A 17,448-nucleotide genomic window follows, 5' to 3' on the forward strand; every position below is an offset into this window, starting at 1 on the left:
TTTGGGCTAGTGGACGTAGCCGAGCGTGGCCAGGAAGGCCTCGCCGTTCGGCGTACCCACACCGGTCACGTCGTCATAGCCGGGCCGGACCCAGATGCTGGTCTTCACGTTGAAAGTGCGCAGCACCGTCGTCGTGCCGGCGCTGGCGTCGACGTTGTTGTTGAAGTTGACCCGCGCCACCGACGGCACGGACAGGTCGGCGCGTACGTCGTGCAACGCCGCACTGCCGGCCAGCGCGTAGATCGCCGGGTTGACGAACCCGTGCGGGCGACCGGAAATCTGGTCGGCCAGCGCGATGATGCCGGCGGTCAGTGGCGCCGAGAGGCTGGTGCCACCGATCCGGTATTCGGCGTATTTCACCGAGCCGTCGGGGAAGGTCTGCGTCTCACCGACCCGGAAGCCGGTGTTGGCGTCGCCGACCGCGGAGATGTCCGGGATCGAGCGAGCCGGCTTGCCATAGCGCTTGGCGATGGACGCCGGCACGACCTTCTGCTGGTACCACGGCTGGTCGAAGAGCTGGCTCGTGCCACCGCCGCCGCCACCGGAGAAGCTGCCGGGGATCGGGCCCCACTTGCCGTCCTTGAGCGTGCTGGAGAAGGTCGACCAGCCGGTCTCGCCGCCATAGCCGTTGTTCTTGTCGACCGCGAGCGAGGTGCCGCCGACCGCGGTCACCAGCGGGTCGGTGGCCGGGAAGTTGACGCTCGGCTTGCCGTCCTGGTTGACCGTGGAGTTGTCACCGGCGTCGCCGCTGGAGAAGTAGAAGCCGATCCCCTCCAGGGCGCCCTGGAAGAACACCTGCTGGTAACCCTGCAGCAGATCCGGGTCCTCGCCCTCGCCGGTGCTTCCCCACGAGTTGGAGACGATGTTGGCGAGCTTCTTGTCGACGACCTTGTTCAGGGCGTCGAGCAGGTCGCCGTCGTCGCAGCTCGCGCCGGCGACGTACGTGACGTTGGCACCCGGTGCGACCGCGTGCACGGCCTCGACGTCGAGGGTCTCCTCGCCGTACCAGCCCTGCTCACCGCACTGGTCGCCGTTGACCTTGTCGTCGTAGCCATACCGGAAGGCCGCCGGCAGGACCTGCTTGAACTGGCCCTTCCGGAAGGCCGGCTGGCCGTGGTCGGTGGCGTAGCGGTTGGCGTCGGCCAGGATCGTCGGCGCCGCGTACGCGTCGATGATCGCGACCGAGACACCGCGACCGTCGAAGCCGGCCTTGACCGCGCGGTTGAGACCGTACGCACCCTGCAGCTGCGCCGGCGTGTAGCCGCACGTCACGTACGGCGGCACCTTGCCGTTGGCGGCCGGCAGGCCGGTCCCCGGCTTCTGCGCGAAGTAGTCCGAGCACGGCGGCGCCGGCACGAACGCGGCCGGCGGCGGCGCGTCCGGGCTCGCCTTGCTGGTGGCCTTGGCCGCACGCGACTGCGCGGTCGTCACCGGGTCGACGGTGTGGTCGGCCTTCATGGTGTTGCCGACGCTGGCGATGCCGGACACCGCGGTGACGATCTTGGCCAGGCTGGCCGGCACGGTCGTCTGCGAGGCGGCGGCGCGGACCGTACGGCCGTCCTTGGCGTAGTTCTTGACCGAGGTCTGGAAGGCCTTCTGCACCGCGTCGACGGTGCCGGTCGCTGCGACGTACAGGCGGTTGTCGGGGATCTGGCTGACCTTCAGGCCGTTGGCGTCGAGGAACTGCCGCACGGCGGCGACGGCGCCGTCGCTCGGCGCGTACTGCGCGCGATATTGGTCTGGCGTCAGGAAATGCCGGTAGCGCGGGCTGGCCGGGTCGCTCACCGCGCGTACCGCGGAGGCCAGGCCGGCGGTGTTCTGGCCGGCCAGGTAGAGCTTGACGGTCACCTGCTGGCTGGGGTTGGCTGCGCCGGTCGGCGTGCTGTGCCGCACCCAGTCGGGCTGCGCGTCACGTACGGCCGCACGGCCGTTGTTTGGTGCCGCGAATCCGGCCGTGGTGCCGAACGGCGCGACCAGCGCCACCGCGGCCCCGGCCGCCGCGGCGGCGATCAGGTGGTGTTGACGCATACGGTGGTAAGCCCCTTCCGCCAGTTTCACAGGTGTCGCAGAGACTTTCTCCCCTGCGATCGCCGGCCGCAAGCAAAATGCAAATAATTCTCCCGGACGAGCGGGAATTTTGCCTTGCTGTCGCGGTGAATCACGGTGAATTGGGACAAGGTGGACCGGGTTAGTAAAGTATTAATGAGCAAACTTCGACTGACTTTTCACGTTGCGCCGGACCGGGCATGATGACATCTGCGACATATTCTGACGGGGAGTGATCGATGAGTACGCCAACGCCGAAAAAGCGGACCTCGCACTGTTCGACGCGGTCGTACGCGACCTGGCCGCGGTCGAGGACTGGTCGGTGTTCTGGCTGCCGGTGAACGACTCGCTGCTCGGCCGCGACTACGGCAAGCGCGTACAAGCCGCCACCGGCTGGCAACCCGTCCTCCCGACACCGAAATGCCAAACGGCACTGTCACCATCGACTTCGACCTCCCCGGCGGAGGCGCCGTCAACGCGTGGTCCACAAGTGTCCAGATCAGCCACCCTTGGCCGGCCTGGCAGCTGGATCTTCCGGCCGACGCAGTCGACGAGGATCGCCTCGGCACCGCGCGGTCGGCAACCATCGACGCGGCGGACAGGTTCGCGCAACACCTCTCGGCGATGCTTGGTGGTCCGGATGTGGGGCCGGTGCTGGTGACCGCGGAGACAACGCCAGCGCCTCTCAAGGTCTCCTATCCGGGTACGGTCGCCGGTTGGACACGGACCAACGGCACCATTCAGCTCGCGTTCACTCAGCACGGGTTGATGTTTCCCGGTGAAGGCGCCAGTCCGGACTCACCAGCGACCGACCGTAACGCTGGAACGCCTCGCCGACGCCGAGACGATCGACAAACCGGACCTCTGGGACGACGAGATGGCCGGTGTCCTGCGGCCACACCTGGCAGCCGCCGTCGCCGACCGGCCGGAGATCGCCGGACGGATTCGGGACGACAAGGCAGACCTGAGCTTTCCGAAGTTCGCCGCGTTGGTCTGGCGAGAGGGGCTTTCGACGCAGTACGCGCGAGGTGGACGGACAGGTCGGTGTCATCAACACGGCGCCGTACGAGGGACGGACGTGGTTTCAGAACGAGCGGCCCGCCGCGTTGAGCAATGGTCACACCACTCGCGACGACATCGCCTACATCGGCTTCACGCACAAGCCGCTGTCGTACGAGCAGGCGAAAACCCAGAAGTCGGAGCCGTTGCCGGCCTTCACCGGGCCGATGACCGACCGGCAGGCGGACGCGCACATCAGCTTCCCGCGAACAAACCCGGCCAGGACATGACGGTTGGCTTGCAGACGCACGCCAATCTCGCCGAACTCCTCCAACACGCCATGGACACTCGCGACAATGAGCGAGCCAGCCGGCCTCGGCCGCAGGTGCACCGGCCGTCGACGCATCCGCAATGTGCACCAACCAGGCGCGCTCCGCGGCTCAGGTAGCGAGCCGGGCCGGGCGGGATGCAGCATGGATGGCGGATGGCCGGTCCAGCCGAAGGGGAGAACCGACGACATGTACGACTTCGACCTGCTGGTGCTCGGATCCGGGCCGAGCGGCCAGAAGGCCGCGATCGCCGGCGCGAAGCTGGGCGGCCGGGTGGCCATTGTCGACCGGCGGCACATGGTCGGCGGCGTCTGCATCAACACCGGGACGATCCCGTCGAAAACCCTGCGCGAAGCGGTCCTCTATCTGACCGGCCTCAACCAGCGCGAGCTGTACGGCCAGAGCTATCGCGTCAAGGAGGACATCACCTTCGGCGACCTGGCGGCGCGTACGCAGCACGTGGTGAGCCGCGAGGTCGACGTGATCCGCAGCCAGCTCGGCCGCAACCGCGTCGCGCTGCTCACCGGCTCGGCGCGTTTCCTGGACGACCACACGATCGCGATCCGCAACGAGGACGGCTCCGACGAGCGGAAGGTGTCCGCCGACAAGATCGTCATCGCGGTGGGCACCAAACCGGCGCGTCCGTCCACTGTGGACTTCGACGGGCGTACGGTGGTGGACGCCGACCAGATCCTGCGGATCGACCGCATTCCGCGCTCGCTGGTGGTGGTCGGCGCCGGGGTGATCGGCATCGAGTACGCGTCGATGTTCGCCGCGCTCGGCTCGAAGGTGACGGTGGTGGAATCGCGCGAGCGGATGCTCGACTTCTGCGACCTGGAGGTCGTGGAAGCGCTGAAATATCACCTCCGCGACCTCGCGGTGACCTTCCGCTTCCGGGAAACCGTCGCTGCGGTGGAGCGCCACGAGGACATGACGCTGACCTTGTTGCAGAGCGGCAAGAAACTGCTCGCCGACACGGTGATGTATTCGGCCGGTCGGCAAGGTGTCACCGACGAGCTGCGCCTGGAAGCCGCCGGCCTGGAAGCCGACAACCGGGGCCGGATCAAGGTCGACGACAATTTCCAGACCACTGTGCCGCACATTTACGCGGTCGGCGACGTCATCGGTTTTCCGGCGCTGGCGGCGACAAGCATGGAGCAGGGCCGGGTCGCCGTGCACCACGCCTTCGGTGAGCCGGTGGAACATCTGTCGCAGCTCTATCCGATCGGCATCTATTCGATCCCGGAGATCAGCTTCGTCGGCAAGACCGAGGACGAGCTGACCGAGTCGTCGATCCCGTTCGAGGTCGGCGTGGCGCGCTATCGCGAGCTGGCGCGTGGCGCGATCATCGGCGACTCCTACGGCATGCTGAAAATCCTGGTGTCCAACGAGGACCGCAAGCTGCTCGGCGTACACGTCTTCGGTACGAACGCCACCGAGCTCGTCCACATTGGACAGGCGGTGATGGGCTGCGGCGGCACGGTCGACTATCTCGTCAACGCGGTGTTCAACTATCCGACGCTGGCCGAGTCCTACAAGGTGGCGGCGCTGGACGTGCTCAACAAAATGCGTGCCGTGCAACGGATTTCCACGCCGGCCAAGCCGAAGAAGGCGGCGAAGAAAGCTCAGGAGGCATAGCCGCCGTACGGTTCCCACTGTCCTCGCGTCGGCGCGGATAGGGGCGCCGTGTAAGCCCACACCTCGGCGGTCGGCGTACGCACCAGGACCACCAGCGTGTCGGAACTGGACATGACAACCGTTGGCGTGCAGGCGATTCGGGTGGTCGCGATATTTGGCGGAGTGCCGATCTGCGTCGGCGCACCACCGCCGGACCACAGCCACAGATGTCCGTTGAGGCCGCGAAACCACACCAGTCCGCCGACGATGGACGCGCCGGACGAAACGCGCGTGTCGAAAAACGGCTTCACCATCCCGGTGCTGGACGAGCCGTCCGCACAGATCTGCTGGCGATAGACCTTGGCATCGCCGTCTCCGCGGGTGGTGACGGCGGCGCAGCCGCGCGCGTCCCCGATCGGCATGGCGATCGGCGCCGCCGAGGTGGTCACGCCGGTCGCCAGCCAGTTCGCGTCCAGGTCGGCGGGCCGCACCACCGCGTATTCCAGCTCGTCGGCTGATTTCCGTACGGTCACGAGAAGTTTGCCGCCGATCGCGGTGATCGACGGAGCCGACGTCGTCGGTCCGCCACCGAGCGAGGTCCAGTCCGTCCAAGTGCCGCCACTCGTCCATCGCAGCAGCACATCGCCAGTTTTCCCGCGCGCGGCAAGATAAACGTCGTTGCCGAGCGAGGTGGCCGAAGGCGACGACGTGACCGGCCCGTCGAGCGCGGTCCACACGCCGGATCCGGGCGTACGCACGTTGATCCGGCCATCCCTGCCGCGGGTCGCGACCAGCAGCCCGTTCCGGGTCGCCGCACCGGCGACCCGCTGCGGCGAGATGTCGCCGAGGTTCGCCGGCGCCACGACCGGACCGGTGGCCAGCGCGGACGGCATCGGCGGCGGACTCTGGCGTGCGCTGGACAGCGGCGGCGCCGGCGTGCCGCGGCCGAGGCTCAGGCCGCCGACCGTGCCGAGTCCGATGGCCGCGAGTCCGACGACCGCCGCGACGCTGGCGATCAGCCGCCGGCGGCGTACGCGCCTGGTGCCGTCGGCGACCGCGCGGTTCACGTCGACCGCCGACGGCACCTCGGTGTCAGCGGCCACGCCGAGCAACCGCCGTGTTTCGTCCTCGTGTGGATCGGTCATCGGGTGGCTCCCGCAGGTGGGTTCAACGCCGTCTTCAGCGCTTCCAACCCCCGTGCGGTCTGGCTTTTCACCGTGCCGGTCGAGCAGCCGAGCACGTCGGCCGCTTCCTGCACGGAAAGGTCGCCGAAGTATCGCAGGACGAGCACCACTCGCTGCCCTTTCGGCACTTGACGCAAGGCGTTTCGGACCGCCAGCGCCTCGGCCGGATCGGCGGCCGCGTGCTCGGCCTCCGGCATCTGGTCCAGCAACCGTACGCTGGCCCATTTGCGCCGCCGGTCGTCGATGAAGACCCGATAGAGCATCCGGTGCACGTATCTGTCCAGGTTGTCGGCCTTGCTGGCGCGTTTCCAGTGGACGAACAGCCGGGTCAGCGTCTCCTGCAGCAGGTCGTCGCCACGAGCCGGATCGCCGGCGAGCAGGGTGGCGATCCGGCGCAGTCGCGGTGTGCTCGCGGTGACGTACTCGACGTAGGCGTCCCGCTCCTCCGTGCGCACGTCGACAGTTGTAACGCGACGGCGCGGTGGGGACCAAACCGCCGTAGTGGACAGTACGGACATCCGCTGTCAGCTCGTCCCTGGCCGTACGCGCATCGCCGTCTCCTCCTCGCCTGTCATCCCGATGACGGGACTGGCCGGCGGATCGGTTGCACGAGGTCAGGTGGCGACGCCGCCGAGGCTGGTCCAGGTGCCACCGGTGTCGCCGGTGCCGACCTGGTCGGACGGCGGCTGATAGATCCAGGCACCGCCCTGGTCGTCGCGCACCAGCACGGTCAGCGGATCCATCGGAAAGATGTCCAGCGGCGGCATCCGATAGCCGGCGACGGTCGGCGTGCCGGCCAGTCGCCGTCCGTCCGCCGGCACGCCGACCCGCACGCCACTGGCCCACAGCGCGCCATCCGTGCCGCGATACCAGTACATGTTGTGACCGGCGTTGGAGCTGCCCGGTGTGTACGAGATGCCGGAGGCCGTGGTGTCGCTGACGGTCGGCCGCCAGTCTCCCCCGGGCGTGGTCAGGCACAGCGGACGTTCGACGCCGGTGCCGTTGGCCGTACGGGCCTGGACATACGCGACGTTCGGCAGGCCGAACGGAGTGGTGCACGCATGCGCGAGGCTCAGCATCGGCGCGGCGGTCGTGACCTGGCCGTCGACCGTCCGCCAGCCGGTCCAGGACGCTCCGTTGCTCGGTGGCAGCAGCGTCCCCGGCTTGAACAGTCGCACCTGGATCGTGCCGCTGGCGGTGAGCGCCGCGACCGCCAGATACGCATCCTCACCGTCACCGGCCTCCGGCGCCGCCTGCAACGACGGAGCGCCGTAGGTGGTGCCGCCGATGTTGTGCCAGGCCGTCCACGCGCCGGTCGGCTCGCGCCAGCGCAGCAGCACGTTGCCGTTGCTCGCTCTGGCCGCGACGTAAACGCGACGATCCTCGTCGACGGCCGCCGCCGGCGAGCTTGCCACCTGCGTCCCCATCATCGCCCAGGCACTCTGCTGACCGGCCGGCGACACGAGCTTCTGATAGACATAGCCGGTCGTGCCGCGTACGAAAACGTGCAGTCCGTCGGCCGCGTACGCGCCGGCGACGCGCTGCGGTGAGATGTCGTACGGCGCCGCCTGCGCCGCCGTCGCGGCGCTCAGGATCCCCAGTGACACTCCTGCCGCCGCGTAGATGATTCTTCGGAATAACCGCATTTCTCCGCCTCTCAGGTCGCGATGCCGCCGAGATTGGTCCAGGTGCCGCCGCTGCCGTCGCCGGCGGCCGGTGCGTAGAGCCAGCTGGTGCCGTTGTTGTCCCTGATCAGCAGCGAATCCGGATCGGTCTGCGGCTGCTCGAAAACCGGCACGCGATAACCAGCGACCGACGGCGTACTGGCGATCCGGAGCTGGTCCTCCGGCACACCAACCTCGGAGTCGTTGGCCCACAGCGCGCCATTTGTGCCGCGATACCAGACACGTCCCCGGCCGTCGGCGTCGACGCCGGACGCGGTCGTGCCGACCGTCGGGCTCCAGGTGTCCGGCCGCCCGGCGCAGAAAAACCGGCTGATGCCGGTGCCGCCGGTCGAACGTCCTTGGAAATACGCGACATTGGGCGGCATGATGTCGTCAGGCGCCGGGCATGCCTTGCCGGCCGACAGCATCGGTGCCGCGCTGAGCACCTGGCTGTCCAGCGCGATCCATTGCGCGTACACCGGTGACGGCGGAGTCAGGCTGCCTGGCTGGAAAACGCGCAGCTGCGCGCGCCCGGCGCCGTCTCTGGCCGCGACCACGACGCTCGCCATCTGCTGTCCCTGGTCGGGAACAGCCTGCAACGCCGGCGCGCCGTACGTCGTGCCGCCGACGTTTTTCCAACCGGTCCAGCTGCCGTCCGGCTCACGCCAGCGATAGAGCACGGTGCCGTTCTGAGCCCGCGCGGCAACGTAAACCCGGCCGTCACTGTCCACTGTGGACGCTGGCGAGCTGGACAGCGGCGTGGTGTCGAGCACCTTCCACGGTGTTTGCTGACCAGTGGCCGTGACGACCTTTTCGTAGAGATAGTTGGTCGTGCCGCGGACAAAGACGTGCAGTCCGTCCGATGCGTACGAGCCGGCGACCCGCTGCGGCGAGATATCGGTCGGCGCGGCCTGTGCCGGCCCGGCCGTCAATGCCAACGCGCCAGCCAAAACCGCCACACCGACGATTCGTCTTGTGTGCAATGGACATCCCTCCCCGAAATGGCGGAGACCAGGTGGCCTCCACACCGTGAGGACGGGTCCGGTGACCGAAACCGTTGCACGCCGATCGGTCAGTCGAGGCGTACGACTCCGGCGAGGATCGCCAGCAGCAGGTCATCGAGCCGGACGCGGCCGCGGCCAAGCTTGGTCGCCAGCTCGTCGCAGGTCGTGAAGCTGGTGATCGCACCGACCGCGGCGACCGCCGTATCGACATCGAACGGCTGACGAAGTCGACTCTCTTCGGCGAGCCGCGTGACGAACAGCTCCACCTGGTCGAAGCGCCAACCTTCTCGACTGCTGACGACCTGGTGCGCCTCCGGATCGACAGCCGCCAGGCCGATCAATCGGCGAAACAGATCGGGGTCCGTACGCCAGAAACGGCACAGCTCAGCGACCATGGCGCGGAAGGCCGCGACCGGGTTGTCCAACGCTGCCGCCGCACGCACGCCGGTCACCAGGCCGGCGCGCTGTGACAGGTCTTCCGCGACCGCGTCGAGCAGACCGAGCTTGTTGCCGAACTTCCGGTAGATCGTCACTCGGGTGACCTCGGCGTCGGCAGCGACCTGCTCGAGGCTGAGGTTACGGAAGCCGGCCGCGATCAGCTGGCGCCGAGCGGCGACCAGGATGTTGGCTCTCGTCCGCTCGGCCGCGCGCGCTCGTTCCACGGACCTGATGATACAGCTCGTATCTTGTGATACGACTTGTAACATGACATCGAATCCGGTGGCGCTGGTGACAGGTGCGAACAAGGGACTGGGGAAGGAGACCGCGCGACAGCTCGCCGAGCGGGGCGTGGTCGTCGTGCTCGGAAGCCGTGACCGTGAGCGCGGCGAGGAGGCGGCGCGCGAGCTGGCCGGGACGGTGGTCCCGATGCGGCTCGACGTGACCGACGCCGGCAGCGTACGGGAGGTCGCCGGCTGGCTGGAGGCCACCTACGGCCGGCTCGACATCCTGGTCAACAACGCCGGCGCGGTCGTCGACCAGCTGGCCGAGCGGACGACCGCGGCCGAGATGCGACAGACGTACGAGGTCAACGTCTTCGGCGTGGTCACGGTCGTGCACGCCATGTTGCCGCTGCTGAACAGGTCGGCCGAGCCGCGCGTCGTGAACGTCTCCAGCACGACCGCGTCGATGTCGCTGACCAGCGGCGGCACCGACTTCGGCGGCGACGCCGGCCTGCGGATGGCCTATTCGTCGTCGAAGGCGGCGTTGAACATGCTCACGGTCCAGTACGCCAAGGCGCTGCCGCACATCAGGATCAACGCGGCAACGCCCGGCTACACGGCCACCGACATGACCCGGCACCGCGGCACGCGTACGGTCGCGGAAGGGGCGCGCGTCATCGTCGACCTCGCGTTGACCGCCGACACCACCGGCGGTTTCTTCAACGACCGCGGCCGCGTGCCGTGGTGAGGCCTTCTAGAAGGCCTCTTCCGGCACGTCCATGAGGTCGAGGCCGGTCGAATCGACGATCACCTTGCGCGCCGCCAGCTCCGGCAACACGGTCTCGGTGTAGAACTTCGCCGCGGCCAGCTTCCCCGTGTAGAAGGCCTCGTCGGCCGGCTTGAGACCGCCGCGGTCCAGCGCGGCCAGCGCGACCTCGGCCTGCCGTACGAGCAGCCAGCCGACCACCAGGTCGACCAGCGACAGCAGGAAGCGCGAGGTGTTCAGGCCGACCTTGTAGACGTTGCGTACGTCCTCCTGCGCCGACATCAGGTGGCCGACCATCGTGCCGAGCATCCCCTGCACGGCCGCCAGGCCGGCGCCGACCGCGGCGCGCTCCTGCTTGAGCCGGCCGTTGCCGTCGTCGGCGTTGACGGTCGCCTGGATCCGGGTCGCCAGCGCGGTGAGCGCCTGGCCGTTGTCCTTGACGATCTTGCGGAAGAACAGGTCCATGCCCTGGATGGCGGTGGTGCCTTCGTAGAGCGTGTCGATCTTGGAGTCGCGGATGTACTGCTCGATCGGATAGTCCTGCAGGAAGCCGGAGCCGCCGAAGGTCTGCAGCGTCTGCGACCCCAGCAGCTCGTACGACCGCTCCGAGCCGCCGCCCTTGACCAGCGGCAACAGCAGGTCGTTGAGGTGTTCGGCGGCCTTCTCGGCCTCCGCGTCGCCGGCGTGCCGGGCCTGGATGACCTCGTCCTGCACAGAAGCGGTGAACTGCACCAGAGCGCGCAGGCCCTCCGCGTAGGACTTCTGCAGCATCAGCGCACGGCGTACGTCGGGGTGGTGGGTGATCGTCACGCGCGGCGCGGTCTTGTCGGTCTGCTTGGTCAGATCGGCGCCCTGTACGCGCGTCTTCGCGTATTCGAGCGCGTTGAGATAGCCGGTGGAAAGCGTCGCGATGGCCTTGGTGCCGACCAGCATCCGCGCGTACTCGATGATCTTGAACATCTGCCGGATGCCGTCGTGCACCTCGCCGACCAGCCAGCCCACCGCCGGCTCGCCGTCGCCGAAGGTCAGCTCACAGGTGGTCGAGGCCTTCAGGCCCATCTTGTGCTCGACGTTGGTGACGTACGCGCCGTTGCGCTCACCGAGCTCGCCGGTCTCGTGGTCGAAGTGGAACTTGGGCACCATGAACAGGCTCAGGCCCTTGGTGCCGGGGCCACCGGCGCCAGGCGTGTCGACCGGCCGGGCCAGCACGTAATGGATGATGTTCTCGGTCAGGTCGTGCTCGGCCGAGGTGATGAACCGCTTGACGCCCTCGATGTGCCAGGTGCCGTCCGGCTGCGGGATGGCCTTCGTCCGGCCGGCGCCGACGTCCGAGCCGGCGTCCGGCTCGGTGAGCACCATGGTGGCGCCCCACTTGCGGTCGACGAAGATCTGCGCCCACTTCTTCTGCTCGTCGGTGCCGAGCCGCCAGAACGTGCCGGCGAAGGACGGGCCGCCGGCGTACATGAACGCGGCCGGGTTGGCACCGAGCACGAGCTCGGCGATCGACCACCAGAGCGCGCGCGGCGACGCCGTGCCGCCGAGCTCCTCCGGCAGGTCGAGGCCGATGTAACCGGAGTCCATCAGCCGGCCGAAGGTCGCCTTGAAGCTCTCCGGCATGGTGACCTCGTGGGTCTTCGGGTCGAAGACCGGCGGGTTGCGGTCCGCGTCCGCGAACGGCACCGCGAGGTCCTCGCGGACGAACCGGTCGACCTCGGACAGGATGTTGCGGACCGTGTCCGCGTCGAGCTCGGTGAACGGCCCCTTCTCCAGCCGGTCGGCGGTCCCGAACACCTCGAAGAGGTTGAACTCGAGGTCCCGGAGGTTGCTCTTGTAGTGCGCCATCGTGATCGCTTCCCTCGCCAGCAGGGGTCAAGTGCTCTATTACCCGTCAGTAACTCCTGATATTACCCGCTGGTAACGCGGCACAACAGAGGTTGGCTGTGAAACCGCGCTCAACCTCGGCGTACGTCCGCGCGTTGATACGTCAGAAGGCGCGACGCAATGGTCCTTGAGGCGGACGTTCAGACCGGAAAGGCGGGATATATCTGACGGTGACTGTGGCGGTGCGCCGGCCGAAGGCGGAGGCAATGGGAGCTGTGACCGGACAGCCCTACGAGGCTTGCTTCCGCGATCTCTTCGCGCTCGCGTACCGGGTCGGATACCGCATCCTCGGTGACCGGAGCCAGGCCGAGGACGTGGCCGCCGAGGCGTGTGCCCGGGCGTACGCGCGCTGGCGGACCGTGAGCGCGCACGCGGAGCCGTGGGTCGCCAGGGTCGCCGGCAACCTCGCGGTCGACGAGGTGCGCCGGCGGGTCCGCTGGCGGCGCCGCGAGCCAGCCCTGCTGGAGCCGGACACCGGCGGCGACCCGCACCGCGTCGAGCGGCTGGACCTGCAGGAGGCGCTGCAGGCGCTGTCCAAGCGGCAGCGCGAGGTGCTGATCCTGCGATACGTCGCCGACCTGTCCGAGCGCGAGGTGTCCGAGCTGCTCGGCTGCTCCGTCGGCACGGTCAAGTCGACCGCCTCCAGAGCCGCCGCGCTCGTACGCGACAACCTGGCCGGAGGGGAGGTGCGTGACCGTGTCTGACCTGGACTTCAGCGGACTGGACGACCCCGAGCCGCCGGTCGCCACCGACAGCCGGCTGGAGGCCGCGGTGACCCGCGGCCGCCAGTTGCGGCGCCGCCGCGGCGCGCTGACCGCCGGCGCGACCATGGCGGCCGTCGTGCTGGTCGTCGCGCTGGCCGGTGTCGTCGGCCTGGTACGCACACACCTCGGGCCGACCGGCGGCGTGCCGGCGGCCGGCGGGACCACCAACTCCACCGCGATCGCTCCGCCGACCGCGACACCGCTGCCCGATCCCTCGGCGCCGACCGCGACCCGGGACGTCAAGCTCAGCGAGGTGCTCAGCACCGACGGCGTGGGGCCGTACATGATCGGCACGCCGACCAAGCTGCTGCAGGCCGACGGCACGCTGCCCCTGCGGCCGGTGAGCGCGGCCTGTCCCAACGTGTACGCGCCGACCGGCAAGCTCGACCCGGCGACGCTGCGGATCGTTGCGGAGCCACCGGGTTTCGTGGGGCTGGTCGAGGCCAAGGGCCTGGAATACGTGACCCCCAGCGGCGCGTACGTCGGGATGCCGGAGGCTCGGCTGGCCGAGGTCTATGGCGCGCAGCTGCTGCCGGTCGCGAAGGTCGGCGCGAGCTACGCGTACACCGTCGGCACCGTCCATGTCGTCGGCTTCGTGGTCACCGACGGCCAGGTCAGCAACCTGCTGGCCGGCACCAAGCAGAGCGTGGTCGAGAAACTCAAGTCGGGGACCGTCTTCGACTGCTGACCAGCGTTTGTTCGACCGGTGCCGGCGGGCCGGCACCGTCCTTCGACATACCCGGAACGGAGGTGACCGGTGATCGACCTCGACCTTCGCCATCTCGACGACGTCGAGCCGCCGGTCGCAACCGAGCAGCGGCTGGGTCTGTCGATGGTGCGCGGACGAGCGCTGCGGCGTAAGCACCACCTGTTCGCGACGACCGCCGCGACCACCGCCGTGGTGCTGGTCATCGCGCTCGCCGGCGTGGTCGGCCTGATGCGACCGCACCTCGGCACCGCGATCGACCCGGCCGGCGGCACCCCCACCAGTCAGGCAGGTCCACCGGACGCGTCACCGACCCCGCAGCCGTACGAGATCAACGCCGACGGCATCGATCCCTACCTGATCGGCGCCGACGCGGAGCCGCTGGCCAAGGCGGGGAAGCTGTCCACGCCGGCAGCCGTGTCGAAATGCCCGGCGACGTACGTGCCACTGGGGACGTACAAGGGCGCGCCGCTGCGGATCGGTGTGTCCGACGGCCAGATCGCCATCGTGGTGGCCTCCGGCGAGGTCTTCCACACGCCGAACCACGCGATCGTCGGCATGACCGAGGACGAGCTGAAGCGGACCATCGACGCGGCTCAGCTGGTGGCCGTGCCGACACCGCGCGACCAGGCATACACGATCGGCCGGTCCAACGTGATGGCCTTCGTCTTCCTGAACGGCCGGATCACCCTGCTGGTGGCCGGCCCGAGGGGCCTGGTCACGCAGCTGCTGCAGACGGGTGCGCTGACCGCCTGCCGCTGACCTACTCCTCGACGGCGGCGTCCCATTCCCAGGCCGGGATCGGCTGGCTGGTGCCGGTGCTGCCGGCGCCGGCGTATTCGAGCAGGACCAGGGCGATGTCGTCGTCGAGCAGGTTGCGGACCCAGTCCTTCAGCGCGTTTTCCAGCGAGACCAGGCCGTCCTTGACGGTGCCGTGGCCGAGGATCCGCCAGGACCGCTCGGCCAGCGGGAAGAACTCCCCGTCGCGGCGCGCCTCGGCGATGCCGTCGGTGTAGAGCAGCAGCCGGTCGCCTGGCTGCAGCCGCTCGACGCGCGGCCGGGCCACCGGCAGGAAGCCGAGCGGCGGCGCCGGCGCCGGCGGGTCGAGCGGGGTGACGCCACCGTCGCGCAGCAGCAGTGGGGGCGGATGTCCGCAGTTGAGCACGGTCAGCGTGCCGCCGCGCTCCTCGACCACGGCGGCGGTGACGAAGTCCTCGTAGCCGACCGACCTGGCCACCGCGCGGTCCAGGTCGGCGACCACGGCGCGCAGGTCGGCGCGCTCGTGTGCCACGTGCCGGAACGAGCCGAGCACGGTCGAGGCCAGCCGGACCGCCTCCAGGCCCTTGCCGCGTACGTCGCCGATCAGCAGCCGCACGCCGTACGGCGTCTCCAGCGCCTCGTACAGGTCGCCGCCGATCTCCGCGCCGGCGGTGGCCGAGATGTAGCGGTGCGCGACCCGCAGCTGGCCGATCTCCGGGTCGATGTCGCGCAGGATCGCCTGCTGCGCCTCCTTGGCCGCCCGGTTGAGCTCGGCGACCGCCTTGCCTTCGCGGCTGCGCAGCGAGGCGAGCAGGCAGCCGATGCCGGTGGCCGCGGCGACCGCGACCGTACGCGTCGAGGACTCCAGGTCCAGGCCGGCCGCCTGCACGAACGGCCAGGCCAGGCACAGCGCGGTGCTCAGCGCGCCGACCAGGGCCACCTGCCGGGCCGTGCAGTAGGTGGCCGCGAGCAGCGGCGGACCGACCAGCATCGCCAGATAGGGCGTCAGCGGCCCCTGGACCCAGTCGAGCACGACGATGAGCACGGCGGCCGCGGCCGCGCCGACCAGGCAGATGGTCGGGATGGACCCGTTACGCGCATCCGACGACCGTGCCATCTGGTCAGCATGCACTCTCCGAGGTCGAGTCGTTGCAGTCACCCCCCGGATTCGGTCGTGGTGTTTCAGTTTTGTGCAATCCAGGCCGGCGCGGCAGTCTGATCCTGGAGGTCTTCACCAGAAACTCAGTTGAGGAGATCACCATGGTGCAAAGTCCGCCGGCTGGCTATCCGGTCATCACGCCGTACCTCTACTACCGCGACGTCGCCGCGGCCATCGATTTTCTGACCGAGGCCTTCGGCTTCACCGAGCGCACGCGGACGAAAAACCCGGACGGCGACATCTCGCACGCGGAGGTCTCCTTCCGCGACGCCGTGGTCATGCTCGGCTGTCCATCGCCGGACTACCAGGTGCCACGCGAGGCGAGCCACCTCGTGCACGTGTACGTGGAGGACGTGGACAGCCACTTCACCCGCGCCAGGGCGGCCGGCGCGACGGTGATCGCCGAGCCGGAGACCAAGCCCTACGGCGACCGCAACTATCTGGTCGAGGATCTCGAAGGCCATCAGTGGGGCTTCTCCCAACACGTCGCCGACGTGACCGATTAGCTCTGCTCACCATCCGCCGGTCCGGCGCGAAACCGTCGTACGCACCCGCCAAAGTTGGCCCCCACCCAGATCGGGTGGGGGGTGGGTTCGTGTGGAATGTATGCAAGCAAGAAAAGTTGAGCTTGAAAGTGGACCTCAACGACCCGGTGTCAGGATGAGATCCGCGAACGCCTCCCACTGCCTGGCCGGGTCGTCCATGGTGCCGCCGCGGGCGTCCAGCTCGGCGCGCGCGACCTCGCGGCCGAGGTTGTAGTTGATGACGTAGGCGCGATAGCGACGCATGAAGTCGAGCCTTTTCGTTGCCTGCTCTGGTGTCATCAACGCGTAAGCGGTAAGCCAGCGGACCGCCTCAGCCTCGTCCATGGTCCCGCCGAGGTGCCGGCGAGCGACCTCATTGGTGGCGAAGTCGAGGCGTTCGGCGATCCGTCGAGCCCGGTGGTAGTCGGTCACCTGCGCCGGATCGAGCGCGGTCAGCGGGGCAAGGACCTCGCGCAGGTAGTCGAGTCGTTGGGTGCCGGGAAAAGCGACGTCGACGGCCAGCATCGCGGTCCCCTCCAGGATCAGCGCCATCGGGCTGAAGAGGGGATAGATGGTGAACTCAAGCCAGCCGCGTTCGGCCACCAACCGCTGTTCGTGCAGGACACCGGCCACGTGATGGCCGGGATACCCCTCGTGGCCGGCCAGGTCGAGGACCCTGTCGATGTGGATCGGAATGTCGACGTTGACCTGGATCCGGCTGCGTGCGCCGCCGAGATAGGTGTTCTGGCCGCTCCAGGGTTGGCCGGTGACGAGCTCGAGGTCGAAGCTCTCGTCGTCCGGCAGGTCCAGCCGCGCGACCGTACGCTCACGGCATTCGGCGATCGCGACCTTGACGGCCTGCTCGAGTTTGTCCGGGTCCACCACGACGTTCCGCGCGAGAGCGGCGTATCGCTCGGCCGCGGTGCCGGTTCCAGGCAGTACGTCGTCCAGCTCGCTGACCAGGGCCGCGAACTCCTCCTCGGTGTGGCCGGGGTCGACGGCGCCGTAGATGGCCGCCGACTCCTCGTCGAAGCTCGGCGTCGCGCCGCCGATAATGTCGGCACGCGCGGCCATCGCGCGCAGCTGTCCGGCGAGTTGCCGGCCGCGCTGGCTGTCCGGTGGCAACTCGGCCGCCGCGGCACGAGCCGCTGTGCCGATCTGCGCGGGCGTCAGATGCTCAGCGTCCTCTCGCCAATGCGCCGGTCCGTAGTATGCGTCGACATAGTCAGGGTCGTGTCGTCCGAGCGCCAGCACGAGTTTTATGTATCTCTCCGCGATGTCGTCCATGGCCTGGATGCTAGGGTCTGGGCCAGCGCGGACCGACACTTTGGTGTGGTCCTGATCCGGTCGGCCGGTATCGATGCAGACGGGCGCATGAGAGAGT

At 68.8% G+C, this 17,448-nt stretch carries 17 protein-coding genes; 8 read left to right on the forward strand and 9 right to left on the reverse strand.

All coding sequences use genetic code 11. The features are described 5' to 3' along the window. Positions 1-6: 6 nt before the first annotated feature. Positions 7-2,028: a S53 family peptidase gene (locus GNX95_RS37350; RefSeq protein WP_163512509.1), complete on the reverse strand. Its 2,022-nt coding sequence runs from the start codon at positions 2,026-2,028 to the stop codon at positions 7-9. A gap of 250 nt (positions 2,029-2,278) precedes the next feature. On the opposite strand from GNX95_RS37350, the gene GNX95_RS37355 reads away from it, so the two are divergent. The 3 genes from GNX95_RS37355 (at position 2,279) to sthA (ending at position 5,012) form a co-directional block, all read left to right on the forward strand. Next, entirely contained in the window at positions 2,279-2,707 is a 429-nt protein-coding gene (locus GNX95_RS37355; RefSeq protein WP_163512510.1) for a hypothetical protein, read from the forward strand. A 367-nt stretch (positions 2,708-3,074) separates the two neighbouring features. Then, complete coding sequence (locus GNX95_RS37360) at positions 3,075-3,335, forward strand: hypothetical protein (protein WP_163512511.1); 261 nt, start codon at positions 3,075-3,077, stop codon at positions 3,333-3,335. 228 nt (positions 3,336-3,563) lie between these two features. After that, entirely contained in the window at positions 3,564-5,012 is a 1,449-nt protein-coding gene (gene sthA, locus GNX95_RS37365; protein ID WP_163513785.1) for a Si-specific NAD(P)(+) transhydrogenase, read from the forward strand. On the opposite strand, the gene GNX95_RS37370 is transcribed toward sthA, so the two are convergent. From GNX95_RS37370 to GNX95_RS37390, 5 genes are all read right to left on the reverse strand, one after another. After that, on the reverse strand, positions 5,000-6,136 hold the full coding sequence (locus tag GNX95_RS37370) for a PLL family lectin (RefSeq protein WP_163512512.1): 1,137 nt from the start codon (positions 6,134-6,136) through the stop codon (positions 5,000-5,002). The two genes, sthA and GNX95_RS37370, sit on opposite strands and share 13 nt — an antisense overlap. Continuing rightward, complete coding sequence (locus GNX95_RS37375; RefSeq protein WP_222854241.1) at positions 6,133-6,630, reverse strand: SigE family RNA polymerase sigma factor; 498 nt, start codon at positions 6,628-6,630, stop codon at positions 6,133-6,135. The genes GNX95_RS37370 and GNX95_RS37375 overlap by 4 nt, the downstream gene beginning before the upstream one ends. 159 nt (positions 6,631-6,789) lie before the next feature. After that, complete coding sequence (locus GNX95_RS37380) at positions 6,790-7,821, reverse strand: DUF8189 domain-containing protein (RefSeq protein ID WP_163512514.1); 1,032 nt, start codon at positions 7,819-7,821, stop codon at positions 6,790-6,792. A gap of 11 nt (positions 7,822-7,832) precedes the next feature. Beyond that, a complete protein-coding gene (locus GNX95_RS37385; RefSeq protein ID WP_163512515.1) occupies positions 7,833-8,822 on the reverse strand; it encodes a DUF8189 domain-containing protein in 990 nt (329 codons plus the stop codon). An 89-nt stretch (positions 8,823-8,911) separates the two neighbouring features. Next, complete coding sequence (locus GNX95_RS37390; RefSeq protein ID WP_163512516.1) at positions 8,912-9,505, reverse strand: TetR/AcrR family transcriptional regulator; 594 nt, start codon at positions 9,503-9,505, stop codon at positions 8,912-8,914. A 43-nt stretch (positions 9,506-9,548) separates the two neighbouring features. On the opposite strand from GNX95_RS37390, the gene GNX95_RS37395 reads away from it, so the two are divergent. Beyond that, positions 9,549-10,253, forward strand: coding sequence for an SDR family NAD(P)-dependent oxidoreductase (locus tag GNX95_RS37395; RefSeq protein WP_163512517.1), 705 nt, complete (start codon positions 9,549-9,551; stop codon positions 10,251-10,253). 6 nt (positions 10,254-10,259) lie between these two features. On the opposite strand, the gene GNX95_RS37400 is transcribed toward GNX95_RS37395, so the two are convergent. Next, a complete protein-coding gene (locus GNX95_RS37400; protein WP_163512518.1) occupies positions 10,260-12,113 on the reverse strand; it encodes an acyl-CoA dehydrogenase in 1,854 nt (617 codons plus the stop codon). A 245-nt stretch (positions 12,114-12,358) separates the two neighbouring features. On the opposite strand from GNX95_RS37400, the gene GNX95_RS37405 reads away from it, so the two are divergent. From GNX95_RS37405 to GNX95_RS37415, 3 genes are all read left to right on the forward strand, one after another. Further along, on the forward strand, positions 12,359-12,856 hold the full coding sequence (locus GNX95_RS37405) for an RNA polymerase sigma factor (protein WP_163512519.1): 498 nt from the start codon (positions 12,359-12,361) through the stop codon (positions 12,854-12,856). Then, positions 12,849-13,604 carry a hypothetical protein gene (locus GNX95_RS37410; RefSeq protein WP_163512520.1) on the forward strand — a complete coding sequence of 252 codons (756 nt, stop codon included), beginning with the start codon at positions 12,849-12,851 and terminating at the stop codon, positions 13,602-13,604. The genes GNX95_RS37405 and GNX95_RS37410 overlap by 8 nt, the downstream gene beginning before the upstream one ends. A gap of 69 nt (positions 13,605-13,673) precedes the next feature. Beyond that, the gene (locus GNX95_RS37415) at positions 13,674-14,384 is read left to right on the forward strand and encodes a hypothetical protein (protein ID WP_163512521.1); all 711 of its coding nucleotides are present in this window, start codon (positions 13,674-13,676) and stop codon (positions 14,382-14,384) included. A gap of 1 nt (position 14,385) precedes the next feature. On the opposite strand, the gene GNX95_RS37420 is transcribed toward GNX95_RS37415, so the two are convergent. After that, positions 14,386-15,498: a PP2C family protein-serine/threonine phosphatase gene (locus GNX95_RS37420; protein ID WP_163512522.1), complete on the reverse strand. Its 1,113-nt coding sequence runs from the start codon at positions 15,496-15,498 to the stop codon at positions 14,386-14,388. 143 nt (positions 15,499-15,641) lie between these two features. Between GNX95_RS37420 and GNX95_RS37425 the strand changes: the two genes are divergently transcribed. Beyond that, positions 15,642-16,046: a VOC family protein gene (locus GNX95_RS37425; RefSeq protein WP_163512523.1), complete on the forward strand. Its 405-nt coding sequence runs from the start codon at positions 15,642-15,644 to the stop codon at positions 16,044-16,046. A 135-nt stretch (positions 16,047-16,181) separates the two neighbouring features. Here GNX95_RS37425 and GNX95_RS37430 read toward each other — a convergent pair whose 3' ends face one another. Then, complete coding sequence (locus GNX95_RS37430; protein WP_163512524.1) at positions 16,182-17,351, reverse strand: hypothetical protein; 1,170 nt, start codon at positions 17,349-17,351, stop codon at positions 16,182-16,184. Positions 17,352-17,448: the final 97 nt, after the last annotated feature.

The sequence above is a fragment of the Fodinicola acaciae genome (assembly GCF_010993745.1).
In the GTDB taxonomy this organism is placed as follows: Bacteria; Actinomycetota; Actinomycetes; order Mycobacteriales; family HKI-0501; genus Fodinicola; species Fodinicola acaciae.

What these genes read in the sequence shown, in the direction of transcription:
- GNX95_RS37430 (WP_163512524.1), bottom strand. Translation starts at nt 17,351, where the DNA reads ATGGACGACATCGCGGAGAGATACATAAAACTCGTGCTGGCGCTCGGA.
- GNX95_RS37420 (WP_163512522.1), bottom strand. Translation starts at nt 15,498, where the DNA reads ATGGCACGGTCGTCGGATGCGCGTAACGGGTCCATCCCGACCATCTGC.
- GNX95_RS37400 (WP_163512518.1), bottom strand. Translation starts at nt 12,113, where the DNA reads ATGGCGCACTACAAGAGCAACCTCCGGGACCTCGAGTTCAACCTCTTC.
- GNX95_RS37370 (WP_163512512.1), bottom strand. Translation starts at nt 6,136, where the DNA reads ATGACCGATCCACACGAGGACGAAACACGGCGGTTGCTCGGCGTGGCC.
- sthA (WP_163513785.1), top strand. Translation starts at nt 3,564, where the DNA reads ATGTACGACTTCGACCTGCTGGTGCTCGGATCCGGGCCGAGCGGCCAG.
- GNX95_RS37425 (WP_163512523.1), top strand. Translation starts at nt 15,642, where the DNA reads ATGGTGCAAAGTCCGCCGGCTGGCTATCCGGTCATCACGCCGTACCTC.
- GNX95_RS37395 (WP_163512517.1), top strand. Translation starts at nt 9,549, where the DNA reads ATGACATCGAATCCGGTGGCGCTGGTGACAGGTGCGAACAAGGGACTG.
- GNX95_RS37405 (WP_163512519.1), top strand. Translation starts at nt 12,359, where the DNA reads ATGGGAGCTGTGACCGGACAGCCCTACGAGGCTTGCTTCCGCGATCTC.
- GNX95_RS37350 (WP_163512509.1), bottom strand. Translation starts at nt 2,028, where the DNA reads ATGCGTCAACACCACCTGATCGCCGCCGCGGCGGCCGGGGCCGCGGTG.
- GNX95_RS37380 (WP_163512514.1), bottom strand. Translation starts at nt 7,821, where the DNA reads ATGCGGTTATTCCGAAGAATCATCTACGCGGCGGCAGGAGTGTCACTG.